This is a genomic window from Acinetobacter terrestris (assembly GCF_004331155.1).
GTDB lineage: Bacteria > Pseudomonadota > Gammaproteobacteria > Pseudomonadales > Moraxellaceae > Acinetobacter > Acinetobacter terrestris.
In genome coordinates this window covers 25,964-48,403 of sequence record NZ_SJNZ01000030.1, presented here as the reverse complement: position 1 = coordinate 48,403, position 22,440 = coordinate 25,964, and the positions used below count along the sequence as shown (strand labels likewise).

20 protein-coding genes, 2 pseudogenes and 1 other annotated feature are annotated in these 22,440 nt (G+C 34.7%); of the genes and pseudogenes, 14 read left to right on the top strand and 8 right to left on the bottom strand.

Features of this window, described 5'->3' with window-relative positions; translation table 11 throughout:
• From E0H81_RS16270 to E0H81_RS14000, 4 genes and pseudogenes are all read left to right on the top strand, one after another.
• Positions 1 to 451: pseudogene (locus tag E0H81_RS16270) on the top strand (type IV secretory system conjugative DNA transfer family protein); the annotation flags it as partial.
• A gap of 10 nt (positions 452 to 461) precedes the next feature.
• Positions 462 to 743, top strand: coding sequence for a hypothetical protein (locus E0H81_RS14010; protein WP_005248700.1), 282 nt, complete (start codon positions 462 to 464; stop codon positions 741 to 743).
• A gap of 10 nt (positions 744 to 753) precedes the next feature.
• Positions 754 to 2,043, top strand: coding sequence for an LPD7 domain-containing protein (locus tag E0H81_RS14005; RefSeq protein ID WP_131319751.1), 1,290 nt, complete (start codon positions 754 to 756; stop codon positions 2,041 to 2,043).
• A gap of 425 nt (positions 2,044 to 2,468) precedes the next feature.
• Positions 2,469 to 2,855 (top strand): hypothetical protein, encoded by a 387-nt coding sequence (locus tag E0H81_RS14000; RefSeq protein ID WP_131319749.1) that lies wholly within the window; start codon positions 2,469 to 2,471, stop codon positions 2,853 to 2,855.
• A gap of 491 nt (positions 2,856 to 3,346) precedes the next feature.
• On the opposite strand, the gene E0H81_RS13990 is transcribed toward E0H81_RS14000, so the two are convergent.
• The gene (locus E0H81_RS13990; RefSeq protein WP_131319745.1) at positions 3,347 to 4,312 is read right to left on the bottom strand and encodes a PDZ domain-containing protein; all 966 of its coding nucleotides are present in this window, start codon (positions 4,310 to 4,312) and stop codon (positions 3,347 to 3,349) included.
• A 165-nt stretch (positions 4,313 to 4,477) separates the two neighbouring features.
• Positions 4,478 to 5,725, bottom strand: a pseudogene (locus E0H81_RS13985) (IS3 family transposase).
• Positions 5,320 to 5,436: a sequence feature (AL1L pseudoknot), on the bottom strand. Its footprint overlaps the pseudogene before it by 117 nt.
• Before the next feature lie 268 nt (positions 5,726 to 5,993).
• Here E0H81_RS13985 and E0H81_RS13980 point away from each other — a divergent pair.
• Positions 5,994 to 6,554 (top strand): recombinase family protein, encoded by a 561-nt coding sequence (locus E0H81_RS13980; RefSeq protein ID WP_131319743.1) that lies wholly within the window; start codon positions 5,994 to 5,996, stop codon positions 6,552 to 6,554.
• Between the two features lie 54 nt (positions 6,555 to 6,608).
• Here E0H81_RS13980 and E0H81_RS13975 read toward each other — a convergent pair whose 3' ends face one another.
• Positions 6,609 to 7,472 carry an NgoPII family restriction endonuclease gene (locus E0H81_RS13975; protein ID WP_087933289.1) on the bottom strand — a complete coding sequence of 288 codons (864 nt, stop codon included), beginning with the start codon at positions 7,470 to 7,472 and terminating at the stop codon, positions 6,609 to 6,611.
• An 18-nt stretch (positions 7,473 to 7,490) separates the two neighbouring features.
• Positions 7,491 to 8,495: a DNA cytosine methyltransferase gene (locus E0H81_RS13970; RefSeq protein WP_131319741.1), complete on the bottom strand. Its 1,005-nt coding sequence runs from the start codon at positions 8,493 to 8,495 to the stop codon at positions 7,491 to 7,493.
• Positions 8,496 to 8,689: 194 nt separating this feature from the next.
• Between E0H81_RS13970 and E0H81_RS16020 the strand changes: the two genes are divergently transcribed.
• The gene (locus E0H81_RS16020; protein WP_205677728.1) at positions 8,690 to 9,883 is read left to right on the top strand and encodes a hypothetical protein; all 1,194 of its coding nucleotides are present in this window, start codon (positions 8,690 to 8,692) and stop codon (positions 9,881 to 9,883) included.
• 543 nt (positions 9,884 to 10,426) lie between these two features.
• Here the strand turns inward: E0H81_RS16020 and E0H81_RS13955 are convergent.
• A complete protein-coding gene (locus tag E0H81_RS13955; protein ID WP_131319739.1) occupies positions 10,427 to 11,752 on the bottom strand; it encodes an ISNCY family transposase in 1,326 nt (441 codons plus the stop codon).
• A gap of 283 nt (positions 11,753 to 12,035) precedes the next feature.
• Here E0H81_RS13955 and E0H81_RS13945 point away from each other — a divergent pair, with 283 nt between their 5' ends.
• Both E0H81_RS13945 and E0H81_RS13940 read left to right on the top strand, forming a co-directional pair.
• Positions 12,036 to 13,166, top strand: a complete 1,131-nt coding sequence (locus E0H81_RS13945) for a PIN domain-containing protein (protein WP_131319735.1) — start codon at positions 12,036 to 12,038, stop codon at positions 13,164 to 13,166.
• 281 nt (positions 13,167 to 13,447) lie between these two features.
• Positions 13,448 to 14,662, top strand: coding sequence for a cyanate transporter (locus tag E0H81_RS13940; RefSeq protein ID WP_131319733.1), 1,215 nt, complete (start codon positions 13,448 to 13,450; stop codon positions 14,660 to 14,662).
• Between the two features lie 3 nt (positions 14,663 to 14,665).
• On the opposite strand, the gene soxR is transcribed toward E0H81_RS13940, so the two are convergent.
• From soxR to E0H81_RS13925, 3 genes are all read right to left on the bottom strand, one after another.
• Positions 14,666 to 15,118: a redox-sensitive transcriptional activator SoxR gene (gene soxR / locus E0H81_RS13935; protein WP_131319731.1), complete on the bottom strand. Its 453-nt coding sequence runs from the start codon at positions 15,116 to 15,118 to the stop codon at positions 14,666 to 14,668.
• 110 nt (positions 15,119 to 15,228) lie between these two features.
• The gene (locus E0H81_RS13930) at positions 15,229 to 15,519 is read right to left on the bottom strand and encodes an addiction module antidote protein (protein ID WP_004969304.1); all 291 of its coding nucleotides are present in this window, start codon (positions 15,517 to 15,519) and stop codon (positions 15,229 to 15,231) included.
• Position 15,520: 1 nt separating this feature from the next.
• A complete protein-coding gene (locus E0H81_RS13925) occupies positions 15,521 to 15,817 on the bottom strand; it encodes a type II toxin-antitoxin system RelE/ParE family toxin (RefSeq protein WP_005175534.1) in 297 nt (98 codons plus the stop codon).
• Between the two features lie 670 nt (positions 15,818 to 16,487).
• On the opposite strand from E0H81_RS13925, the gene E0H81_RS13920 reads away from it, so the two are divergent.
• From E0H81_RS13920 to E0H81_RS13895, 6 genes are all read left to right on the top strand, one after another.
• Positions 16,488 to 17,615: an SEL1-like repeat protein gene (locus E0H81_RS13920; protein ID WP_131319729.1), complete on the top strand. Its 1,128-nt coding sequence runs from the start codon at positions 16,488 to 16,490 to the stop codon at positions 17,613 to 17,615.
• A 239-nt stretch (positions 17,616 to 17,854) separates the two neighbouring features.
• Positions 17,855 to 18,784, top strand: coding sequence for a potassium channel family protein (locus E0H81_RS13915; RefSeq protein ID WP_045900839.1), 930 nt, complete (start codon positions 17,855 to 17,857; stop codon positions 18,782 to 18,784).
• Positions 18,785 to 19,063: 279 nt separating this feature from the next.
• On the top strand, positions 19,064 to 19,645 hold the full coding sequence (locus tag E0H81_RS13910) for a LexA family protein (protein ID WP_131319727.1): 582 nt from the start codon (positions 19,064 to 19,066) through the stop codon (positions 19,643 to 19,645).
• Positions 19,646 to 19,669: 24 nt separating this feature from the next.
• Complete coding sequence (locus E0H81_RS13905; RefSeq protein ID WP_131319725.1) at positions 19,670 to 20,965, top strand: Y-family DNA polymerase; 1,296 nt, start codon at positions 19,670 to 19,672, stop codon at positions 20,963 to 20,965.
• A gap of 116 nt (positions 20,966 to 21,081) precedes the next feature.
• A complete protein-coding gene (locus E0H81_RS13900; protein ID WP_131319753.1) occupies positions 21,082 to 21,420 on the top strand; it encodes a DUF192 domain-containing protein in 339 nt (112 codons plus the stop codon).
• 71 nt (positions 21,421 to 21,491) lie between these two features.
• Positions 21,492 to 22,427, top strand: a complete 936-nt coding sequence (locus E0H81_RS13895) for a hypothetical protein (protein WP_015060294.1) — start codon at positions 21,492 to 21,494, stop codon at positions 22,425 to 22,427.
• The last annotated feature ends 13 nt before the right edge of the window (positions 22,428 to 22,440 follow it).

Here is a 22,440-nt window from a genome sequence, read left to right as displayed (position 1 = left end):
TCATGACGAAATGGAAAATCTGGTTGCAGTAGATGAACCAGAACAAATGGAAAACCTTGTTGCAGCAGATGAATCAGATCCTCTGGCCATGATTGCAGAAATGGAAAATCTGGTTGCAGTCGATGAACCAGAACAAACGGAAAACCTTATTGCAGTTGATGACACTGAATTTAGTCATGACGAAATGGAAAATCTGGTTGCAGTCGATGAACCAGAACAAGCGGAAAATCTAGTTGCAGCAGATGAATCAGATCCTCTGGCCATGATTGCAGAAATGGAAAATCTGGTTGCAGTCGATGAACCAGAACAAGCGGAAAATCTGGTTGCAGTCGATGAACCAGAACAAGTGGAAAATCTAGTTGCAGTCGATGAAGGTCAAAACGGATCTATAGAAAATTCAGATATTGATGACGTTTATCAGGCGTTTTCAGACCAAATTAATTCGAAATAAGGAAACTATCATGAAAAAAATCTCTCTTACATTAATCAGCCTTGCCCTATCTTTTTCAGTTGTGGGCTGTACTTCAAATAAAGCCGTGACCAGTCCTAATGGCTTTTCATCTAAAGCGGTTAATCAGCCTGACACTGTAAAAAACTATATGCAAAGCATAGCTGTATATCAGCAAAATAAAGATTTAAGCACTGAAACTGAAAGACAAATTGCACTTCTAACAGACAAATATATTCAAACCAAAATGATTATTGACGAAGCAGCACGTCGCCAAAATATTTCTAATCAATAAGGACTTGATCATGACTGAAGCAAACAAGGTCGATAAACCTAGTTTTAATAAAGAACAAACAGGCTATACCAAACTTGGCCAGACGTTAGAAACAAATCAAGCTGAAGTCAATTCGATTGAAAAAGCTGAAAATATAGATATTTCAAAAAGCACAAAAGGTATTAATAAAAATCCTGAAGAAACTAAGGTAACTGATACCAAAAAGCTAAAAGCTGATGACAGTAAAGAATCTAGTGAAGAAGGCATACCTAAAGCATTACTCAATAAATATTATGTGGTAGATGACAAATATCACTTTAAAGGTAATCCTGAAAAAGTAGCTTTTGAAGATTCTGGAAAAGCTTTAAAAACCACAATTGATGATAAACATATTGCTGCTTCAATGGTGGAGGTAGCAAAAGCTAAAAAATGGGAAACAATACAGGTTAAAGGCTCTGAAGAATTTAAACGGAATGTATGGCTTGAAGCTTCAATGAAGGGCATGACAGTAAAGGGTTATGAACCTCGTGATATTGATCTAGCCTTGCTCAATGATATGAAAAAAGAACAAGGTAAAGAGGTAGTTCACAATACTATTGAAAAGGGTAATGAACGCCAGAAAGAGAAGCCTTTAAATGAGAAGGATAAAGTAGATCCAGCACAGGAACGAAAGGAAAAGCTTAATAATCTGTCAGAACAGGAAAAAGCTTTACTGACTATTTTTGATAAAAAAATGAAAGCTGACGGCTTCACAGAAAAGCAGCGCATAGCCAGTATAGACGTTGCAATCGAACAGCTTAATCAGAAAAAAATGCACGTTGGAAAATTAGTAGATCATGGTGCAGCACCATTTAAACATGATCCTAAAAATAGCAGCAGCTACTACGCCACTATTGAAAATAGTAAAGGTGAAAAAAATACAATTTGGGCGAAGGATCTGGAACGTACTTTGAAAGAGCAAAATATCATTAAGAATGATGATATTGTCCTGTCCTATAAAGGGTCTAACAAAGTCGAAGTGAATACTAAAGAAATTGATCCTAAAACTGGACTGCCAACAGGTGCAAGAGTTCAAACATTGGCAAATAAAGGGAAGTGGGAAGCTCAAAGCTTGAGTAAATTGAAAGAAACAACTGAAAAAGCTTTAACCAAAAATGATAAAACTAAGCTTCAGATTCAACATAATGCCGACCTTCAAAATCAGAAATTTCATAAGCCAAAATTAACGGCTTATGATGCCAATGCTCCAAAACAACAGCCAGTACAGCAGCCACAAGTTAAAACTCAAGAGAGAAATAAAAATAGAGATATATCCCGATAATCTTGGCCACGAAAACACCCATTAAGGGTGTTTTTTTATATCCCGCTACTAGATCAAATAGGAGCAGTTTATTTTCTGCGGTCGCCATTTAAAAAGCACAGCTTTTTAAAGCTCACTTGAAAACAACGATAATCAGGGAAAGGAAAATTTAAATGATTGCGTCAGTTCGCAAAGTAGACACTTTGCTCTGATATATCTGCTATGGATCTAGATTAGATAGGTAATATAGATGCCTGGATAAACGCTGCAGCTTGCAGCATTTATCCAAGCATCGGGATTAGACGTTTTAGAGATTATGGACCAGACAATAATATTGGCAGTCCATAATCTACTAAAACCAATAGAAGGTTAAACTTGGGATATTGCTTGTATTGTCCACCTGTGGACTATATAATCAAATTTAATCTGATTAAGGACGGTAAAGAATGACAAATGCAGATTTTAAACTGCTAGTTGAATCATTGGGATTTTACAACCCTGAAGCGATACGCGATTATTTCAAAGCTATAGGCTTTAATGAATCTATTAACGTCCGACCAATCCAATATTGGTTAAATGGTAAAAGTGTAGCTCTCAATATGCCGATTCCAGACGATGTGGTTGAGCATTTTAAGCAGCTTGAACAAATGAAAATTGAATTATCTGGCCAAGAAAAATTTAAGAGAAATAGCTTTCTATACAAAGATAAATATTTAATGTGGGAAAAATTCCCTGAATTAAATGGATTACCTTGCACATACCTTAACCAATTAATGGTTCTGGTCAATATGCTGCATGGTTATAGAGAAATGCAATATTGCTCAAGTTACTAAGGGTCATGGAATGAAAAATCAGGATCTATCTATTGCTGAGCTAATTAGCAAACGCAATAAGATTGTTTATACAATCTGCGGATTGTTGGTCTTACTGACAGCATTATCCTTTGCTAGATACTTTTTAAGTTTTAGTATTCTTTATCTTTTAATTCTAATTATTCCATTTTTTGTTTTGATGTACTGGATGATAAAGACCACTGAATATATTAAAGATAAAATGAGCGTTAAATGACACATAGCTTGTCATTAGCATGATAATAAAAACAGTGTTTTAGTTCTTCTAACGAGGCATAATGACACTATGCTGCGACTCAACCTGTGTCACTTTTACTTTGGAGAAACCGGACATTTCTACTTTGGGCTTACATGGCTGAATTTCGAATAAGAGACGTTATGTAAAATTGGAGTACACCTTTAGGAACAATTTATTTGTCAGTAGATATAAAAAAAGCAATCATATTAGATTGCTTTATTAAAACTTTAAGTTATTAGAAATTAACAGGAATATTTAACTCTTTGAGTTCGTTATTAACTAGTCTAAGAATCTTTAACTCTAGGACTTTGGTCTTTTTTAATTCTTTTTCCTTAATCTCGAAGAAGTCATTCAGTGTTGATATAGGATTACCATTAATCGCAATAATAACATCCTCAATGAGTACATTAGCCTTGTACGCTCTCGAACCTTCGACTACATTTTCAACATACGATCCCGTATTTCTCTGATAGGTCTTTCTTTTCTCAAGTGGAATTTCAGTAAATCTAAACCCAAATGCATTAGGATTCTTGGTGTAGTTGTCTTTAACATAAAAGAGCACTTCATAACTGTAGATAATACCCAAATTGTTAGGATCAATAATAGTTGCTAAATTTTTAGGATTAACAGTATTTGCTAAATTGTTAAGATTATCTTTCACTGAATAAGTAATTGATGAGTCTGCATATTTTGAGAAAGTTACAAAAGTAGCTCCTACTTTCTTAGCCTGATTTATAAGGGAATCTTTTGGCACATCCCAATCTCTAAATATACTTTGCCCAATAGCTGAATATCCTTGTGCGTTATACAACTGATAGCTTTCTAGACCAGGTGCAACTTCTAATACTTGTACTTGTTCTCCTGGCTTTAAATATTCAAAATTCTTTTTTGCATCTTCTCGCCAATTTGCTGAATAATAATATTTAGAGACATTACTTGTACTAACACTATTGTTGCTAGTAGGTTTAGAGACATTACTTGTACTAACACTATTGTTACTTAGTCCTCGGGTTTCTAGTATAGGACCATTAGCTTGATGAATAGTGATATTTAAAAGCTCATAGCCAGGTTCTTTGACCTCTCTAGTTGTTATAATAGTTGCACCATCAGGCTTTTTATACGTATAGAAAGTGGATGCCTCAGCTGTTATACACCCCATCATCATTAGCAATCCAAGCAATTTAATTTTCGTAGATGACATTGTTAAAATTTCTCTAAATGCAAGTATGTAGACCTCAATTATGAGGTAGTCTTTTCATTATTGATAAACTTAAATAATTTTAATTTCAACATTAATATTCAAAGGGGTTAACGTATGAAAACATGGTGAACCGTACCGGGTTTGTCGGAGACTTTTTTATTTAAGTTAGGCCACCTGACCTAACGGGTTAATCTTATCATAGTACATTGCTTCAAACTCAAAAGGCGATACATAACCCAGTGCACTGTGTACACGCTTTTTATTGAACCAATCTACCCAGTTTAGTGTCGCAAGTTGTACATCTGCTAAACCTTGCCAATCTGCTTTTAGATATTCAATCACCTCTGTTTTGTATAAGCCATTCACCGTTTCAGCCAAAGCATTATCGTATGAATCACCAGTCGTACCGACTGATGCTCGTAAATTTGCTGCTTCTAAACGATTGGTATAGCGAATGGAAAGATATTGCACACCTCTGTCGGAATGATGAATCACATTCTTTGGCATGCCTCGATCGTGCAATGCTTGCTCAAGTGCATCGAGCACCATATCTGTATTCATCCGTGTAGATACTTTCCATCCAATAATTGCTCGTGAGAACACATCAATAATAAAGGCGGTATAGACCCAGCCTGAATGAGTTTGAATATACGTAAAGTCACTGACCTGAGAAGCACTGCTTCGCAAGGGTCAGGATGATCAGCATTAAAATTACGTTTCACTAAATCATCTGCTCTTTTTTGATCATCTCGGTTACGGGTGGTTTGTTTATTCTTACCACGCCAAACACCTTGTATACCTAGCTTCTGCATCAATCGAGCAACTGTACAACGTGCGATAACATAACCTTCACGTTTCAATTGTTGCCAGACCTTACGCACACCATATCGACCTGAACTTTCTTTCCAAATTCGTTTAATTTGTTCAGCATGATACTCATCATGTAGATCTCGTTTCGCTCGATGTTCTGGATTGTCAGCGAGATCTAGAGTCCGGTAATAGGTTGAAGGTGCGATCGGTAAAATTCTACAAATCGCCTCGACTCCGTACAGCTCTTTATTATTATGGATAAAATCCACCATTATTTGTGTGGGCGGTCGAGCTCCGCCTGGGCGCAAAAAGCGGCTGCTTTACGTAGAATCTCATTGGCGCGTTGCAGTTCTTTATTTTCGCGTTCGAGTTGTTTGATACGTTCTTGGTCTGAAAGCTGCTGTACTTTAACTGGATTTTGTTTATCTAAATATTTTTGATACCAAACACGTAGTGTTTCAGGAGTACAACCCTTGCGCAGTATACTGCTCAGGGAGCAATAGCGGTGATCGCAGCCCAATTCGATGGATAATCTTTTTCAGATTCAATCAATAATTGAACCGCTCTTTCTCTGATTTCAGGGGTATATTTTAATTTTGTCATCGGGATAGTCTCTCAGAATATTGACTCTCCGACAAACCCGGTACGGTTCAAAATCCGATTTCAAGAAATCGGATTTTTTTATCTATAACAATTTACATATTGCATGAATGACAAATTAAAAAAAGTAACTAAATATTCTGTATCTATAGAGTATAGTCTAACGATACATTCAAAAACCTAATAAAATATGCTGAAATCCGTACCTATAGACTTAATATTAAGTTTCGGTACAATATGTATCTACAAATCTAATATCTAACGGAACAAAATGCCTAACCAAGTCGGCTATATTCGTGTCAGTTCAACGGAACAAAATACTGAACGCCAATTAGATGGAATCAGTCTGGATAAAACATTCACTGAAAAGGCAAGCGGAGGTAGCCGTGAACGTCATCAGTTAAATGCAATGCTCGACTATCTTCGTGAAGGAGATACAGTGCATGTTCACAGTATTGATCGTCTAGCACGTAATACAAATGATCTGAACGAAATTGTGAGTAGTCTTAATGATCGTGGCATAACTATTATTTTTCATAAAGAGAACCTAATTTTCAGTCATGATATAGCGCAATCGGCAATGAATAAACTTATGTTCCAAATGCTTGCTGCATTCGCAGAATTTGAACGATCTATGATCCGTGAACGCCAAAGAGAAGGAATTAATAAAGCTAAAGCTAAAGGCTTATATAAAGGTAGAAAACGAAAAATTGATTATGCAGAAATACAAAAAGCTATGAAGGTTGAAGGGGCAACTTTTAGAAGTGTGGCTAAACAGTTCGATGTAGGTGTTGCAACTGTACAACGAGCCTTAAAAGCACATACCACTTAGAGTTCCCTTCAATTTTGAATAAGAGATTTTATGTTAAATAGATAAAGTTTTAAGTCATCTATTTAAACTGAATACTAGAGCATCAATATTTTTTGCTGGATTATTTGGGTCATAGATTTTAGTCTCTAATTTTGAAACAGATACATTGGACTCAACGATTTGATTTAGATTTTCAATATCTATTTCGGGAAAGCTATCATACTTGCGCTTACTCATAATTAAATGAGCAAAAAAAGGCGAGCTGGTGTTTAAGTTTAGATGAGCAAAGACTCTCGCTGGATGCTGAATAGCCCACATGCCACGCACTCGTAAATCAGTAATACCTAAAGGATCAACCTTATTGACCTTGGCAATTTCGTTAGTTTTGATAAGTTCTAGATCTAATTGTTTAATACCGTCTGTAATTGTGTTTTTAATATTTTGATAAACTGATCTATCGGCTGAGTAGCAGTCACCATAAACAAACCAAATACCCTTTAAGACTTTGTCTTTTACAACACCAACCACATAGAGCATATCCTTTTTAGTCCACTGTTTCTCACTGTCTAATAATGAATCATCTTCACATATTTGACAGTTTTTGGTGATTAAGGGATCATCTTTATAAAAATAATCTTTGGGAAATGAACTATTTAAGGCAATACTTCCTGTTTGAGATTCTACCTTTTTGATTTCAATAGCATCACTGTTTCGCAAAATCGCATCAGGTGGATTGTTTTTATTGCCTAGGTAAGAAAATACCTGTTGATGTAAGGGCATGTGGTCTGGATTATTTAGACTATTGGCATATAAGTCTTTTACAAACTTCTCCAAAGCGTCACCCACCTGATTAACTCGGTTCGATACATTATAATTTTCATCAAATGCTTCAATAACTGTATCGCACAAGAGGTTGAATGCTTGAAGTGTATTTGCCATTTTATGATTTCATCCTTATTAGCTTGCTTTTTTAATAGCGATTGATTTTTTTAATACACGAAGAATGCTCTCAGCTAATATCTGAGCAAAATCAACATTTACTGCATTCCCAATCATCTTATAACCATGATTTACATCTGTATATTTAAAAATAAAATTGTCTGGAAAACTTTGAATACGAGCGCATTCACGAACACTTAAACGTCTATATTCACCTTTCGGTGAAAACATAAATTTATCTTGTTCTAGTTTTATCATTTTCGGTGCGCTTGGATGAATAGGGGCATGTCGTCCACCAGCTTGAATAGTAAAAGATGGTTCATCCCATGCTCTAACACGGTTTCTTGACATATACATAGATGAAAAGCCACCTGTCATATATTCATGATTGGCAATTTCAACATCTGGGTTCGGTTTTGATTTATTCAGTGCTGGTACAGCATTATGTTCTAGATCTTTAATGATATCTTCTAGATGCTTAGGTTCTTGTGTTGGCTCTGGAAATGAGTAATCGACATTGAGATCAGATCTAAAACCAATAAAAATAACTCGTTTTCGATCTTGAGCAATCCCAAAATCTGCTGCATTTAGAAGTTTAAAATGAAGATCATAACCAGCTTCAAGAAAGGTATTTTTGATGTTCTCGAGAGCATCTTTATGTCTAGGAGCTAGCATTCCACTAACATTCTCAGCTAAGAAAAATGATGGTTTTTTAGCTTCAAGAATACGAATAAAATCAAAAAAGAGTTGCCCTCTTTTATCTTCAATGCCTCTTCGTGAACCTGCTTCGCTCCAACTTTGGCATGGTGGACCACCGATAATGCCATCACAATCTGGAACGTCAGATTCATTGATTAAGGTGATACTACGCTTATCTAAAGTTGTTTCAGGATGATTATGCTCATAGGTAGCCCAAATATCTTTATCAAATTCATTGGCAAAAATGATGTCAAAACCTGCTTGTTTAAAGCCTAGGTCTAAACCACCAGCGCCAGAAAAGAAGGATGCAATTTTGAGAGACATGTTGAAAAAAACACAGTTAATAATTTAGATGTGATTTTTACATTTTTGAAGATAAAAGGCCAGTATTTTCTTGAAATTTTTATAAGGGTTCGAAATTGAAACGCTTTTAGAATGATTATTAGACACTCGATTAAAATGGCCGTTTTAAAAAAATAATTAATAGTTAAAATGGCCGTTTTAAAAAAATATATTGTATGACTCATTCCGTAGCAAAACTCAACACCCTAAAATTAGATCCATTAAATCCCAGATTTGAAACAGCTTTTTCTAGTGATACTGATTTAGTCGTAATTTTAAAGGAGTTATTTAAAGAGTCAGATGTCCTATCTATAGTAAAGAATGTTCTCCAACAGGAATTTGATTTAGTAGAACCTATCGTTGTTACTAGAGACATTAATGGACAATGGCTTGTTCTAGAGGGAAATCGACGCACTGCGGCATTCATGATTTGTAGTACGGCTGAATATGCAAGAGAAGTTGGATTAGATATAAAAAGTGTTCTTTCGCCTACAATGGAAGTTCCAATTTTTATTTATGAGACACGAGAAGCTGCTCAAAAGTATTTACATAAGCGACATGTATCTAAGCCTCATGGTTGGAAACCTTATGCAAAAAATCAGTTCTTGTATAATAGTTATACCGCGATTGAACACAATAAATTTCACCGCAATAGCATTGAGCAATTAGCAAAAGACTATGAAATCAGTGTTCCAAATATTTATTTAGCTCTTGTTTGTTATTTGGTTTTTGAGGAAATTAAAAAGTATGAGTTTTTTTATTTCCTTATTGAGACAAAAAAAATTGATTACTCTGTCTTTACGACAGCTTTAGCTAATCCATCAATCCGTGATTACCTTGGATTAGAACGAGATCTGAATAAGTATCATGATGTGTCGTTTATTCAAATGAAAAGAAAAATAGATCTGGATTCATTGAGAGTTTTTACAAAAATTGTTTTTGATAAAAGTTATGGTAAAAGTGGTAATAAAGCAATTCTTGATGATTCAAGAAAAGTCACTAAGTTAGGTGAAATATTTGATTGTGATAAAGCTGTAGAGGAGTTACTTAATACTAAGAATATTGATACTGTTTATTCCAATCTATCTGATCTTAAATTAAGTCCAAGTGCCTCCCTTAGTCCTAGTACTTCCGTTAGTCCGAGTGCCTCCCTTAGTCCTAGTACTTCCGTTAGTCCGAGTGCCTCCCTTAGTCCGAGTGCCTCCCTTAGTCCAAGTATTCAACTAGAGCCAATTAAGCCATTTTTTAGTGCTCATGTTTCTAAGAAAATTTATGGTTTATATAAAAAATTTATGGAATCAGTCGATAAGGAAACAGCATCAGCGAATGTTAGTCCACTTATTGATTATCTACATAAGTTTAAAAAGTAATATTTCAAAGTATATTATTGATTTTCCTAAAATTAACATAATACGGCTTATCCGAAGCTAATTTTAGACAATAAAAAACCCCAGCATCCTGCCGGGGTTTCTCATATTGGGTTGCTAGGTATGACTCCTGTCTTACCTCACGCTCCTGGTGCGATCTTTCTTATTCTTGTTGTTTGGAACATCCTGTTCTCTATGACTTCATCATAGGAAAATTCACCTATCCTGGATAGCCGCAAAGGGCCGAGTTTTATGTGAGCCAAAGCGTACAAAATAGCCTAAATTTCATCCACAGTAATTGGGGATAGTTTTCGCCCTGGAAGAGCTGAGAACATTGGGAAAATGCCAAAATTGAGCATTTTTTAGACGATTTTATTGGCGAAAGATTACAAATCTGCTTAAAAAACACACGAGTTGTTAAAACGTCTGTTTTTTGATCTTTTTGGTTTTGGATTTATTGAGTTAACTATTTGATAAATAATACTATTTAAAAAGGCTGTTATTCCCAAGTAGAAATGTCCTACCTAATAACCAAATAGAAATGTCCTATATGGACATTTCCAAGTCAAGCACAGGATTCAGATTTCGTTGTTGAATTGCTGTTTTCTGTGCACGTCTGCTTGGCATCTTTTGAGAACGATTGCGTTTGTTTTGTTGTTCCAGTTCTTCATGCTGTTGTTGGATATGATTCAGAACAGCACCCAACCGTTTATTCTCAACAATCTCTCGCTGGTTGAGCTGACTTAATTTATCGAAGATGCTGTAATTGATCTTCCGGCCTTCATGCATGATGGCTACAGTACCATCCGGGTATTCTAGAAACTCAAGATATTTACCAATCAGCCTCTGGTTTTCTTCTGTACTCTCCAGGAGATATACACATTTATCATAAGTAATGGTCAGGCTATTGGTGACTCTACGTGGCTCTCGCCAGGTAAAAATATCATCTAATTGCTCAGCTGTTTCGGTGGCAGAGCGGTGTAAGTTCTTAGGATTAAAGGCCATCTTTGCAAACTTGAGATTGAATTGCTCAATGAAGCAGGGTAGCCAAGCATTCGCTTGTTCAATCGAACAGATGCCTTCCAGGCGCATTTCTTTGATCAGACGGTCCTGAAGCGTTCTATTGGCTCGTTCTACACGGCCTTTGGCCTGTGGTGAATTAGCGAAGATAATATCGATATTCAGGGTGCTGAGTACGCGCCCAAATTGCGTAATCTTGGTGTCTTTCTTGCTGCTTTGATTCACCCTGAAGACTGAATGTTTATCGCTGTAAAATGCCAACGGCTTACCATGCTGCTCAACATACAAACGTGTTGAAATCATATAGTCAAAGGCTGATTCTGATTCACAGAAGCGTAAATGCTGCAATTTTCCTGTGGCATCATCGATAAACACCAGTAGACAGCATTTAGGGGCTCGTCCTTCAAACCAGTCATGGTGTGAGCCATCGATTTGAATCAGTTCACCAAAGCAATCCCGGTTGTAACGAGGCTGATACGGGCGTTTCAAGCGCTTGGATCGCGGAATCCATAAATTGGCTGCAATCATCCAGGAACGTAGTGTTTCCACTGAAATATCGAATCCATGAACGGTAGTGAGCTTTTCATGCGCTAAAGTAGGTCCGAAACCATGGAGTTGATCCGAAACAATATTGAGGCACTTGAGTCTGAGTTCTTCAGGAAGTTTGCAGTTGCTGGTTTGACCACGTGCAGCATGGGCTAATGCAACTGGGCCTTGAGCTTTGTATTTCTGCAGTAAGCGTCTGATCTGACGTTCTGAAATATGAAGTAGCTGAGCAGCTTGGGATTGAGTTATGCGTTGATCACAGATTTCCTGCAAGACCGACAATCGTTTAAGTTCTTTATCCGACATAGACACCAACATATCAAACCGTCCGCTAAGGAAATTGCAAAAGTGCATATTCTAAAAGCGGACATTTTTACTTTGGAGAAACCGGACATTTCTATTTTGGGCTTACAAAGGCGTTTCGTATAACGTGTATTATGTTAAATAGCGTGAATTTTCTAACTTTATCTAACTAAAAAATGTTTACAAAATCGGTGGCTATTCATAGGAAAAAATCTGTTTAAGAATGAAAAAATGTATTAAATTTTATAGTCTTATTTAAATATTTAATTAAAAAGTTGAACAACACATGATTAATACAGACTTTTCTGAGTCTTCAGAATTTGATGCCATTTTAATTGATACAAGTATTTATGAGCGTAATGGTCTAAAACTAGATAAAGGATTGCTGAAAGCTTTATATCAGTTCAAACACAGTCCTATTGATCTACTGATGCCAGATGTAATTTATAATGAGCTAAAAAACCATTTAAATAAAAAAATAAATGAAATAAATGGCTTAGGTAAAATCATACATGATTTTAAGGAATATAATTTAGAAGAACCTGAGTTGCTAGCAGCATTGGAAACAATGAAAAATAATATTGATATAAATTCAATTGTGGAAAATAAATTAAGTGAATTTATTGAAAATACAGCGGCCTTAGAAATAGTGTGCGGTGAGTTTTCGGATATTACAAAAATTTTGAATGATTATTTTTCTGCTATACCTCCTTTTGGGAAGGATGCAAAAAAGAAAAATGAATTTCCAGATGCTATTACTCTGAATGCTATTGAAGAATGGGCTAAGCAGAATCATAAAAAGGTCCTAGCCATAGCAAGTGATAACGATTGGAAGTCTTATTGTGAGAAATCTGAAAATATTGAATATTCGGAAGATCTTGCAACGGTATTAGCAGATTTAAATGCTTTAAATGCACCATATGTAGTATTGAATCAGATTGAATCCTTAATCCAGCAAGAAGATCAAGACTTTCATACAAGCATAGCAAACTTGTTAAGAATTGAATTAGATGGTTTCACTCCAGATCAGACTGCCGATTCATATCTTTACTGGGAACCAGAAGGTGCATATGCATGGTTTGAAAGATTTGAATTTATGGAAGAGGAAGGCAGAATCATAGAAGCTGATACTCATCAACTAGTTGTTGAAATAAATGTACGTATATTTATAGGTGCAGAGGGCGAGTTTTCTTTATCAGTATATGACTCAATAGACCGCGACTATGTAGGAATATCTGGGGCTGTACAGAACATTGAAACAGAATTCGACTCTAAAATTCTCCTTAGTTTTGAAGGTGAGGTCACAACAGAACAAACTTTAGATAATCTAGAATTGGTAGAAGTTGAAATACTAAATAAGCCATCAGTAATTGATTTTGGAACATTAGAACCAGATTTTGAGCCGGATGATTACTAACTGAGATTAAGACTAATCTATTAGAATTGCTAAAATTAACATAATACACGTTATGCGAAATTAGAAAAATGAGTTTATTGCACTGATATTTATCTGTTTTTTAAATTTTAGACCTGGGTTGGTGCCCAGGTTTTTTTATTGCGTATAACAGCCATTATGTTAAATGGAATAATAATCTATGGAAATGAGACTAAAAAATTAGGATCTAGATGTACTTGACCTCAACTTAAGTTGAGGTTTTAGGATCTGCATACTTTTAAAAATAGTTGAAACTTCTACAAATGAATTACTTCATAAATAACAGCTTTCAAATCAGACATCAGCTCATCGTTATATTGTCACTAATTCTAATAGGATTGAACTTAAGACCATCAATGGCTGCTATTGGTCCATTACTTCCTCAAATTAAAACTACATTGAATTTTAGCTTTATAGAAATTTCCTTACTTACAGCAATACCTATTTTATGTATGGGAATAATGATGTTTATCAGTCATCGAATACTTAGACATGTAAGTTCTTTTCAGCTAATTATTATTGCTTTAAGTATGATAGGTTTATCTAATTTTTTAAGATTTTTTGCTGATGATTACAAATATAATTTATTAATCACAGCTATTGTGGCTGGATGTGGTATAGCAATGATTCAAGCTATTTTACCTCTTATCATAAAAACAAATTTTTCTAAAAGCATTACTATTTATATGGGAGTCTATGTAACAGCTATTATGGGAGGAGCTGCTTTGAGTTCTGTAATAGTCCCTGTCATAGAGAATCAATTTCACAGTTGGCAATTCAGCTTAGCTTGTTGGTCTATCTTGACAGTTATAACAATATTCAGTTGCTTCTATGTGAAAAACATTCTATGGAAAAGTGAACCTGAAATAGAAAAAGAGAATGTGAAAAATATAAATTTTTTCTCTATTCCACGAGCATGGGTATTAGGAATTTTCTTTGGTTTAAGCACAGCTTCTTATACCTGTGTATTAGCGTGGTTACCTCCATATTTTATTGACTTAGGCAGGACGAATATCCAGGCTGGATTACTATTAGCGTTATTAACCTTGTCAGAAGTATTCGCTGGACTTTTATTTCCCACATTATCGAATAGAAACCCAGATCGTAGAATGATTCTTATGCTTATCATTTTTTGCAGTATCTCAGGATATCTTGGTTTAATTTTTATTCCTGAATCCATAACATACTTATGGATTTTCTTTCTAGGACTTGGAATTGGGGGGCTATTTCCTATGAGTCTTATTCTAGCTCTAGATCATTTATCTTCTGCACAAGAAGCAAATCAATTAACATCTTTTGTTCAAGGGATCGGCTATATCATCGCTGGATTTTCACCAGTGATTGCTGGGTTATTAAGAGATCAAACAGGAAGTTTTTTAATTTCGTGGGTATCTCTTCTTTTGATTTCATTTTTTTTACTAGGATTAGTTCCCTTTTTCAATCCTAAAAAATATGCAAAAAAGATGAAGAGAGCTTAAAGTTTATTTACTTTCCTCCCAATATGGATGTGCTTCAGGATCTACGGAAAATTGATCATCTGGATTTCTTAACGGACAATTCTTCAAAGATAAGCAGCCACAGCCAATACACGCATCAAGTTGGTTTTGTAAATTATTTAAAATATCAATCTTATTTTGAAGATGGGATTTCCAACTTAACGAAATTAAGTCCCAATCTTCTCTATTAGGAATCCTATTTCTAGGTAATTTTTCAAAAATTTCAAAAATTTCAGCAAGTGAAATACCAACTTGCTGAGATACTTTAATCAAGGCAATTTTTCGAAGTATATGTCTCATATATCTACGTTGATTACCATTGGTACGAATACTTTCGATAAGACCTTTAGCCTCATAAAAACGAATAGCTGTAATAGAGACATTGGATCTTTTTGCAATTTCTCCTATTGTTAATAAATCAGATGGATCTTTTGCCATAAAATATAATTTCGTTATCAATTAAGATTTTCTAAAATTAACATAATACGCGTTATACGAAGTCAAAAAAGGGAGCTAAAGGCTCCCTTTTTACTAGAGTTTTTAAAGTTTTAGGCGTGTTGTACTGTGAGTTTTAGGCCTAAAGCATTCACAACACGATTAATTGTATCAAAGCGCGGGGCTGAATCCTGACGTAGGGCTTTATAGAGTGCCTCACGTCCAATCCCTGCTTCTTTGGCGATTTGAGTCATGCCACGAGCTTTAGCAATAACGCCAAGTGCATGGGCTAATTCAGCAGGATCATTCTCTTCAAGAACCATATTGAGATACATCACAATGTCTTCTTCAGTTTTGAGCGACTCAGCCATATCAAAACTTGGTAAATCAGCGACTTTAACCATTTTAATCCTCCAATGTTTTCGATAATTTGACTGCACGATCGATATCTTGTTGTTGAGTCGATTTATCTCCTCCACCAAGCATTACAATCACTACGTCACCATGTTGGATGTAATACATTCTCCATCCAGCACCGAAGAACTCTCTCATTTCCCAAACGCCATCTTGGAGAGGCTTAATGTCCCCCCAATTTCCACGTTGAACCTTATCTAATCTACGATTCAAGCGGATACGGGTCATATTGTCTTTAATGCCATCCAACCATTCATCAAATTCTGGCAGACGTTTAATTTCAATCATGAGGATTCCTTTTCTTCTCACTATATTGTATTCGATCGAATACAATATGCAAGGAATCTATACGAACACCCATCAATTTCGTATAACACCCATTATGTTAAATGGAGCGTGAAATGGTGGAAAATTTCAGTTTTCAAAATTGCGAATAAGAGATTTTATGTTAAGCAGATGATCAAAAGGCCCATGAATCGAGCCTTAACCTAACGGCCAAGGAGGATTATTTTTAATTTTTATGAAGTAATAATACTTGACTAAGATATCGGCAATATAAGCCAAACAAAACAAAAGTAGCATTAAATATACGATCAATAAGCAAATCATGAATACTGTTTCCCAACTTTCATAGTAGTTTTTATATATTTTTTTACTTACGTCCCACCCGTGAAGACTGATTAGAATTACAGTAATAATTAAAACAGTTAAAACAATTAAAACTTCCATATATTTAGTGTATGTATAACTTCAAATTTTGAGCATATAAGATAGATATTTTTTAAACAATATAAAAACTCTTAGATCAACCTTGAAGATAGTTCTATATAAGATTGGCTTTGTTGTATAAACCTATCATTAAATATCCTTTTCAACCCTATAATTATTGGATGAATAAATTTGATTAACTTAAAGAAATATTGATTAGAATGAGTTTTATTCTAATCAAACTTAAATTATGAACTTTAAAAAAAGTCTGTTTTTACCATTTTTCTTCAGCATTGTATCGAGTGTCTCTTTTGCTCAGTCTTCTCACTTTAATGATTTATTAGATGCTGCTGCCCAAGGGAATGCAGATGTGCAATATAACCTTGGAGAGATGTATGACAAGGGCCAAGGTGTCGCTCAGAGTTATGAGAAGGCATTTGAATTCTTCAGCAAATCTGCGGCCCAAGGGAATGCTAATGCGCAATTCAGTTTAGCAGGAATGTATTTAAATGGTGATGGTGTCGCCCAAAGTGATGTTAAGGCGTTTGAATGGTTCAGCAAATCTGCAGTACAGGGGAATGCTAAGGCACAAAATAACCTAGCAGCGATGTATTACGATGGTCTAGGTGTTACCCAGAATGATGTTAAGGCATGTGAATGGTTCAGCAAATCTGCAGTACAGGGGAATGTTAATGCGCAATATAGTCTTGCAATGATGTATTACGATGGTCGAGGTGTCGCCCAGAGTGATGTTAAGGCGTTTGAATGGTTTAGTAAGTCTGCAGCACAGGGGTATGTAATGGCGCAATATTATCTGGCAATACTGTATGACAGTGGTCGAGGTGTCGCCCAAAGTGATGTTAAGGCATTTGAATGGTTTAGTAAGTCTGCAGCACAAGGGAATGCGCTAGCACAATATGACTTAGCCATGATGTATTACGATGGTCGAGGTGTCGCCCAGAGTGATGTTAAGGCGTTTGAATGGTTCAGTAAGTCTGAAGCAAAAAGGGGAATGGCGGCAGCGCAATATGGTCTTGGAATAATGTATGACAAAGGTCGAGGTGTCGCCCAAAGTGATGTTAAGGCGTTTGAATGGTATAGCAAGTCTGCAGCACAGGGGCATGTAGATGCGCAATATAACCTAGCAGTAATGTATGAAACGGGTAAAGGCACAAGCAAAAATACAATCTTGGCAAACGAATGGTATCTAAAAGCAGCAGATAATGGTGATGCAATGGCCCAATTTAATATTGGTAATAATTATCTATATGGTCGAAATGGTTTACCAAAAAATCGTACACAAGCTTTAAAGTGGTTTAAAAAAGCAGCAGATAATGGGAATGCACAAGCAAAACTAGTGCTTGCAGGGTTACAGTAATTAGGTAAGTCTTTCTAAAATTAACATAATACACCTTATACGAAACGCTAAAATTGAGTTTATTACACTGATTTTTATTTGTTTTTTTAAATTTAAAACCTAGGCCAGTGCCTAGGTTTTTTTATTTCGTATAATCGCCATTATGTTAAATGGCGAATTATCTAGCGAAAAAATAACATTGGGATAAATGATTTTTTTATGATAGTTATATAGAAAAACTTACGTATGACTATGATTAAATGGAAAAAATACTTCAATATTTAGGTGGGTTAAATCCTTTAGTTTTTGCAATCTTTTATTTCTTAGGTACTTTTCTTGCAGCTTTTTTAATTTACTATTTACCGTGCTTTGAATTGTCTAGTTCTTTAGATAAAGTAGAGTTAACAAGTTTTTTAACATCTTTGTATTTTAGTTTTACCACCATAACAACCCTAGGGTATGGTGACATTACTCCAGCTAATCAAACTACTCGTTTTCTTGTAATAGCTCTAGCTTTCAATGGAATTTTACTTACAGGACTTTTCTTAAACTCATTAGCTTATAGAGTTTCATTGATTACTCAAAAAAGGGATCAGATACGATTTGAAGAAGATCAAAAGAAAGAAGAAATAAGAAGGTTTTTAAATATTACCCCGATCCTTTTTCAGAACTTTAGGGATTTTATTTCTATAACTTACTGTCTTGTTACTCCACAAGATCAACGTAGCCCATCAACAAAAGTTGAAAAGGTAATGACGCTTGACTTCAAACTAAATGATTTTAGAGATATGTATAAGCCAAGCTTTTTAAGAAAATATAGCTTTTATAAATCAAGCATTGAGGTCTTTTATCCTATTCATGATAGGTTGAAGCAAAATTTAGAAGATTTTTTGAAATTAGGTTATTTGAGTTTTGACAAAGATTTGATGGATAAAGTTATAAAATTTTTAGCAGTTTTTAATGACTTAGATTCTAGAGAACATGTATTGGCTCCAATAGCTAATAGAAAAGAAATGGAAAGTGTAATCAGTCTGTTAGTTAGTGCAGAAGAGCCATATAAAATAACAGAAATAGCAAACGTGAAAGATGCTTATATTCAACTTTATTCACAGATTCAACTGACTGTCACTCTAATTAAAGAAATTGAAGAATGTGTTAATGATGTTAAGACTAAACTTAAGATTTCCTAAAATTAACATAATACACGTTATGCGAAATTAGTTCTAATTATCTTTAGAAATCAATGCTATATTTTTCTTCTTTTAGCCCACCTAACCATAGATGGGCTTTTTTTATGATTATCCATGTTCCATAATTTTGTATAGTCTTATTTAATATTAAAGATGAAAAAATAGCCACATGAAATAAGAATAGGTGTCCAAGTAGTTATTAATTTTGCATTAATATCTTGTATTTCAATTAGGTTAAAGTTTACTATTTGATTTTGTCACAAAATCAAAGGAGCTTTTATGAATGAAAATAGAAAAGGTGGTTATAGGGAAGGTGCAGGAAGAAAGACCATTTACAATGAACCCACTAAGACTATGCGTGTACCAGTATCACGTATTGTAGAAATTAAGAAGTTTTTAGCGAATCATAAAAAGACTACCTTAAATGATGTAGCTACTATCACCTTAATTAATCCTTCAACCTTTAAGCGTATTCCTTTAGCTTCAGAAAAAGTAGCTGCTGGTTTCCCTTCTCCCGCTCAAGATTACATTGATAAAACTTTAGACATGAATGAGCACCTTGTTAAAAATGAAGCTGCCACATTTGTTGTCAAAGTAGCTTCTCTTTCCATGCGTGACGCAGGCATTGAAATTGATGACGAGCTTTTAGTAGATCGTAGTCTTGAAGCTAAACATGAAGATATTGTCATTGCCTTAATTGACAATGAGTTCACCGTTAAGCGGTTAATGATTGAAGGGGATAAGTGTTGGCTTAAAGCTGAAAATCCAGATTATGACGATATTCACCTTAATGATTGCCAAGAATTATTAATATGGGGTGTAGTGACCTTTGTCATTAAGCCATTTAGGAAACATAAATAATCTAATCCTATTGGTCTAATCTACATGGAAAATCAAAATAAGATCTTTGCTTTGGTAGACATTAATAACTGTTATGTAAGTTGTGAACGTATCTTTAATCCAAGCCTGAATAATAAGCCAGTAATCGTATTATCTAATAATGACGGTTGTGCTGTGGCTCGTTCACAAGAAGCTAAAGACTTAGGCATAAAGATGGGTGTACCTTTTTTTCAACTCAAGGATCTTGTAGAGCAGCACAACATTACAGTCCTTTCGAGTAATTATGCTCTATATGCGGAAATGTCCCGTAGATTTATAAAAGTCCTAGCTGAATTTGTTACACCTCAAGAACAAGAAATTTATTCGATTGATGAATGCTTTTTAGATCTAACTGCTTATGCTTCAAATTATGATCTAACTGCTTATGCTCATTTAATTCTGGATCGGCTCACACGTTGGCTAGGTTTGCCGGCCTGTATTGGAATTGGTCGGACTAAAACAGAAGCAAAAATGGCTAATCATATCGCTAAAAAGAATAGTTATTTAAAAGGTGTATGTAACCTTGTTTCAATGGACTATTGTTCGATTGAGAGCTTATATCAGTCTATAGAAGTTAGTGAAGTATGGGGTATTGGTAGAAATCATACTAAAAAGCTGAATAGCCTAAGCATTAATACTGTTCTCGATTTTGTCTGTGCTTCCCCCTTAATGATTAGAGATCAATTCTCTGTAGTCATGCACAGAACATTATTAGAATTACAGGGAATTTCTTGCATTGAAATTGAGCAAAGTCCTAAAGCAAAAAAACAAATAATAGCAAGCCGTTCCTTTGGCCAGAAAGTTTATAGCTGTGAGGATCTTAAAGAAGCGATTACGCTTTATGTTCAAGATGCCGTAAGCCGTTTAAGAAGTGAAAATTTACTATGTGGCTGTATTATTAGTTTTGTTCAATCTAATCCATTTGATAATTCTGAGCCTTTTTATACTAAATCTTTGTCTTACGCTTTACCCGATCCATCAGACAATAGTTTATTACTTTCTAAAATTGCTACCTCAATAGTTGATCAGCTATACCAGAAGAATATTGGATTTAAAAAATGTGGAGTTATCCTCACTTGTCTTGAACCTAAAGCTACTCATATTTATGACCTATTCACGGACATGAACAAGATAGAATCAAGTAATAAACTTATGGATTCACTCGATGATATACAGAATAAATTTGGCAAGAGAAAAATAGGATTAGGTGCCAGTATGCTACCTGATAGAAATTGGAATATGTCACGTAATAAGCTGTCTCCCAATTACTTTAAATGGGATCAACTTATGAGTGTTAAATAATTAGTCATGACTAAGATAATTTTTTTGCATGTGACTTGCCACCTGGCTAAAAGGAATAACAGGAATTGAAATTAAAATATGCAGCGTTTATAGCTCTTTTAATAGTAGTGTCTGTTATGGCCTTTAAACAGGTTTATAACCCTTACTTTGATCAAGATGGAGAGGTAAAGACGTTTAGCTTTAATGGAAAAAAATTAACGGCTCTATACCTATATAGGGAACATGATCAAGAAATAGGTTTTAAAGAAAATCCTTTATTAAAGCCTTTAGTTTTTACGTGGAAAAAGCCGATTTATACCTGTTTTAATATGGTCAATGTACCTTATGAGTTAGAGATATTTTTCTTTAATGCAGATAAAAAAATTATTGGGTCGGCTGTAATGGAAAAATTTTCCCAAAAGCAGTACTGCCCCAAAGAAAAGATTCAATTTGCATTAGAAAGAATAAAAACTTAGATTTTTCAATCTAGTCTTTAGTATCTTTAAAATTGTTTGAATAGTAACTATATGGATAAAGAGTATAAAATATGTCTTTAATGTCGATACTGAAATCTTCAGATCCTAAGTGCAAGGAAGTAAAAGAAATTATAAAAAGTGTCGCACCCCAAAAAAAAGATTTCAAAACTTACAGTGGTATTCCTCCTTTTACTAATTATGAAGTTATGAGTGAACATAAATTAACGAGTAGTTATGATTCAGGCTTGGTTGGTACAGCATTTGACTACTTATCTAAAATAATTTGTGCGTACTACACGAATACTGAATTGAGTGCTAAGGAATTTGAGCAACCTAAAATTATCAGCTTTCTAGAGGAAACTAAAAATAAAAGCATTTTGGTATTGTATAAAAAAATTCAAAATCACATAGATTTTCTACTAGCTAATAAATCAAACGATTTAGAACTAAATGAAGAATTTATTGGTGGAATTATTCTTTTGGCTAAATTAGAAAATCTATGGCGATCTGGATTTCTACCAGTAGCAACAAAGAAAGACATACTAAAACCAACGGAGAACGTGGTTTACGAAGATATATCTTCCCTAGTCAAAAATTTTGATAATGTATTCATTAAGAATGGTCTTATTAAGCCTGATAGTCTGATCACATACAATCCCAGATATTCTGCAAATATCCGTGTTGCACTAGGGGGGATAGATGCAGATATTTGTATTGATGAAACACTATATGACTATAAAAGTACAAAAAATCATGGTTTTATGATTAAAGACAGTATGCAGATCACATCGTATTACTTATTCTATTTAATGGATCGAATTATGTCGTCAACAGTGCAGATGCAACGACACAGAATAGAACGAATTGCATTATATAAAGCGAGATTTGGCCAAATTGAATATTTTGATGTTAAGCATATACCTGAAAAAGATTTAAAATATGCAATTTTTGAGCTTAATAGGATGTTTAAATTAGGTATGCCCGCTCAGAAAATTAAGGATTTTTAAAGGGCACTAAAGC

Bases quoted from the DNA above. Each gene is read 5' to 3' on its own strand.
- E0H81_RS14010 (WP_005248700.1), top strand. From the start codon at position 462: ATGAAAAAAATCTCTCTTACATTAATCAGCCTTGCCCTATCTTTTTCA.
- E0H81_RS16020 (WP_205677728.1), top strand. From the start codon at position 8,690: ATGACTCATTCCGTAGCAAAACTCAACACCCTAAAATTAGATCCATTA.
- E0H81_RS14005 (WP_131319751.1), top strand. From the start codon at position 754: ATGACTGAAGCAAACAAGGTCGATAAACCTAGTTTTAATAAAGAACAA.
- E0H81_RS13920 (WP_131319729.1), top strand. From the start codon at position 16,488: ATGAACTTTAAAAAAAGTCTGTTTTTACCATTTTTCTTCAGCATTGTA.
- E0H81_RS14000 (WP_131319749.1), top strand. From the start codon at position 2,469: ATGACAAATGCAGATTTTAAACTGCTAGTTGAATCATTGGGATTTTAC.
- E0H81_RS13975 (WP_087933289.1), bottom strand. From the start codon at position 7,472: ATGGCAAATACACTTCAAGCATTCAACCTCTTGTGCGATACAGTTATT.
- E0H81_RS13910 (WP_131319727.1), top strand. From the start codon at position 19,064: ATGAATGAAAATAGAAAAGGTGGTTATAGGGAAGGTGCAGGAAGAAAG.
- E0H81_RS13955 (WP_131319739.1), bottom strand. From the start codon at position 11,752: ATGTCGGATAAAGAACTTAAACGATTGTCGGTCTTGCAGGAAATCTGT.
- E0H81_RS13990 (WP_131319745.1), bottom strand. From the start codon at position 4,312: ATGTCATCTACGAAAATTAAATTGCTTGGATTGCTAATGATGATGGGG.
- E0H81_RS13925 (WP_005175534.1), bottom strand. From the start codon at position 15,817: ATGATTGAAATTAAACGTCTGCCAGAATTTGATGAATGGTTGGATGGC.
- E0H81_RS13980 (WP_131319743.1), top strand. From the start codon at position 5,994: ATGCCTAACCAAGTCGGCTATATTCGTGTCAGTTCAACGGAACAAAAT.
- E0H81_RS13905 (WP_131319725.1), top strand. From the start codon at position 19,670: ATGGAAAATCAAAATAAGATCTTTGCTTTGGTAGACATTAATAACTGT.
- soxR (WP_131319731.1), bottom strand. From the start codon at position 15,118: ATGGCAAAAGATCCATCTGATTTATTAACAATAGGAGAAATTGCAAAA.
- E0H81_RS13900 (WP_131319753.1), top strand. From the start codon at position 21,082: ATGGCCTTTAAACAGGTTTATAACCCTTACTTTGATCAAGATGGAGAG.
- E0H81_RS13940 (WP_131319733.1), top strand. From the start codon at position 13,448: ATGAATTACTTCATAAATAACAGCTTTCAAATCAGACATCAGCTCATC.
- E0H81_RS13945 (WP_131319735.1), top strand. From the start codon at position 12,036: ATGATTAATACAGACTTTTCTGAGTCTTCAGAATTTGATGCCATTTTA.
- E0H81_RS13970 (WP_131319741.1), bottom strand. From the start codon at position 8,495: ATGTCTCTCAAAATTGCATCCTTCTTTTCTGGCGCTGGTGGTTTAGAC.
- E0H81_RS13930 (WP_004969304.1), bottom strand. From the start codon at position 15,519: ATGGTTAAAGTCGCTGATTTACCAAGTTTTGATATGGCTGAGTCGCTC.
- E0H81_RS13895 (WP_015060294.1), top strand. From the start codon at position 21,492: ATGTCTTTAATGTCGATACTGAAATCTTCAGATCCTAAGTGCAAGGAA.
- E0H81_RS13915 (WP_045900839.1), top strand. From the start codon at position 17,855: ATGGAAAAAATACTTCAATATTTAGGTGGGTTAAATCCTTTAGTTTTT.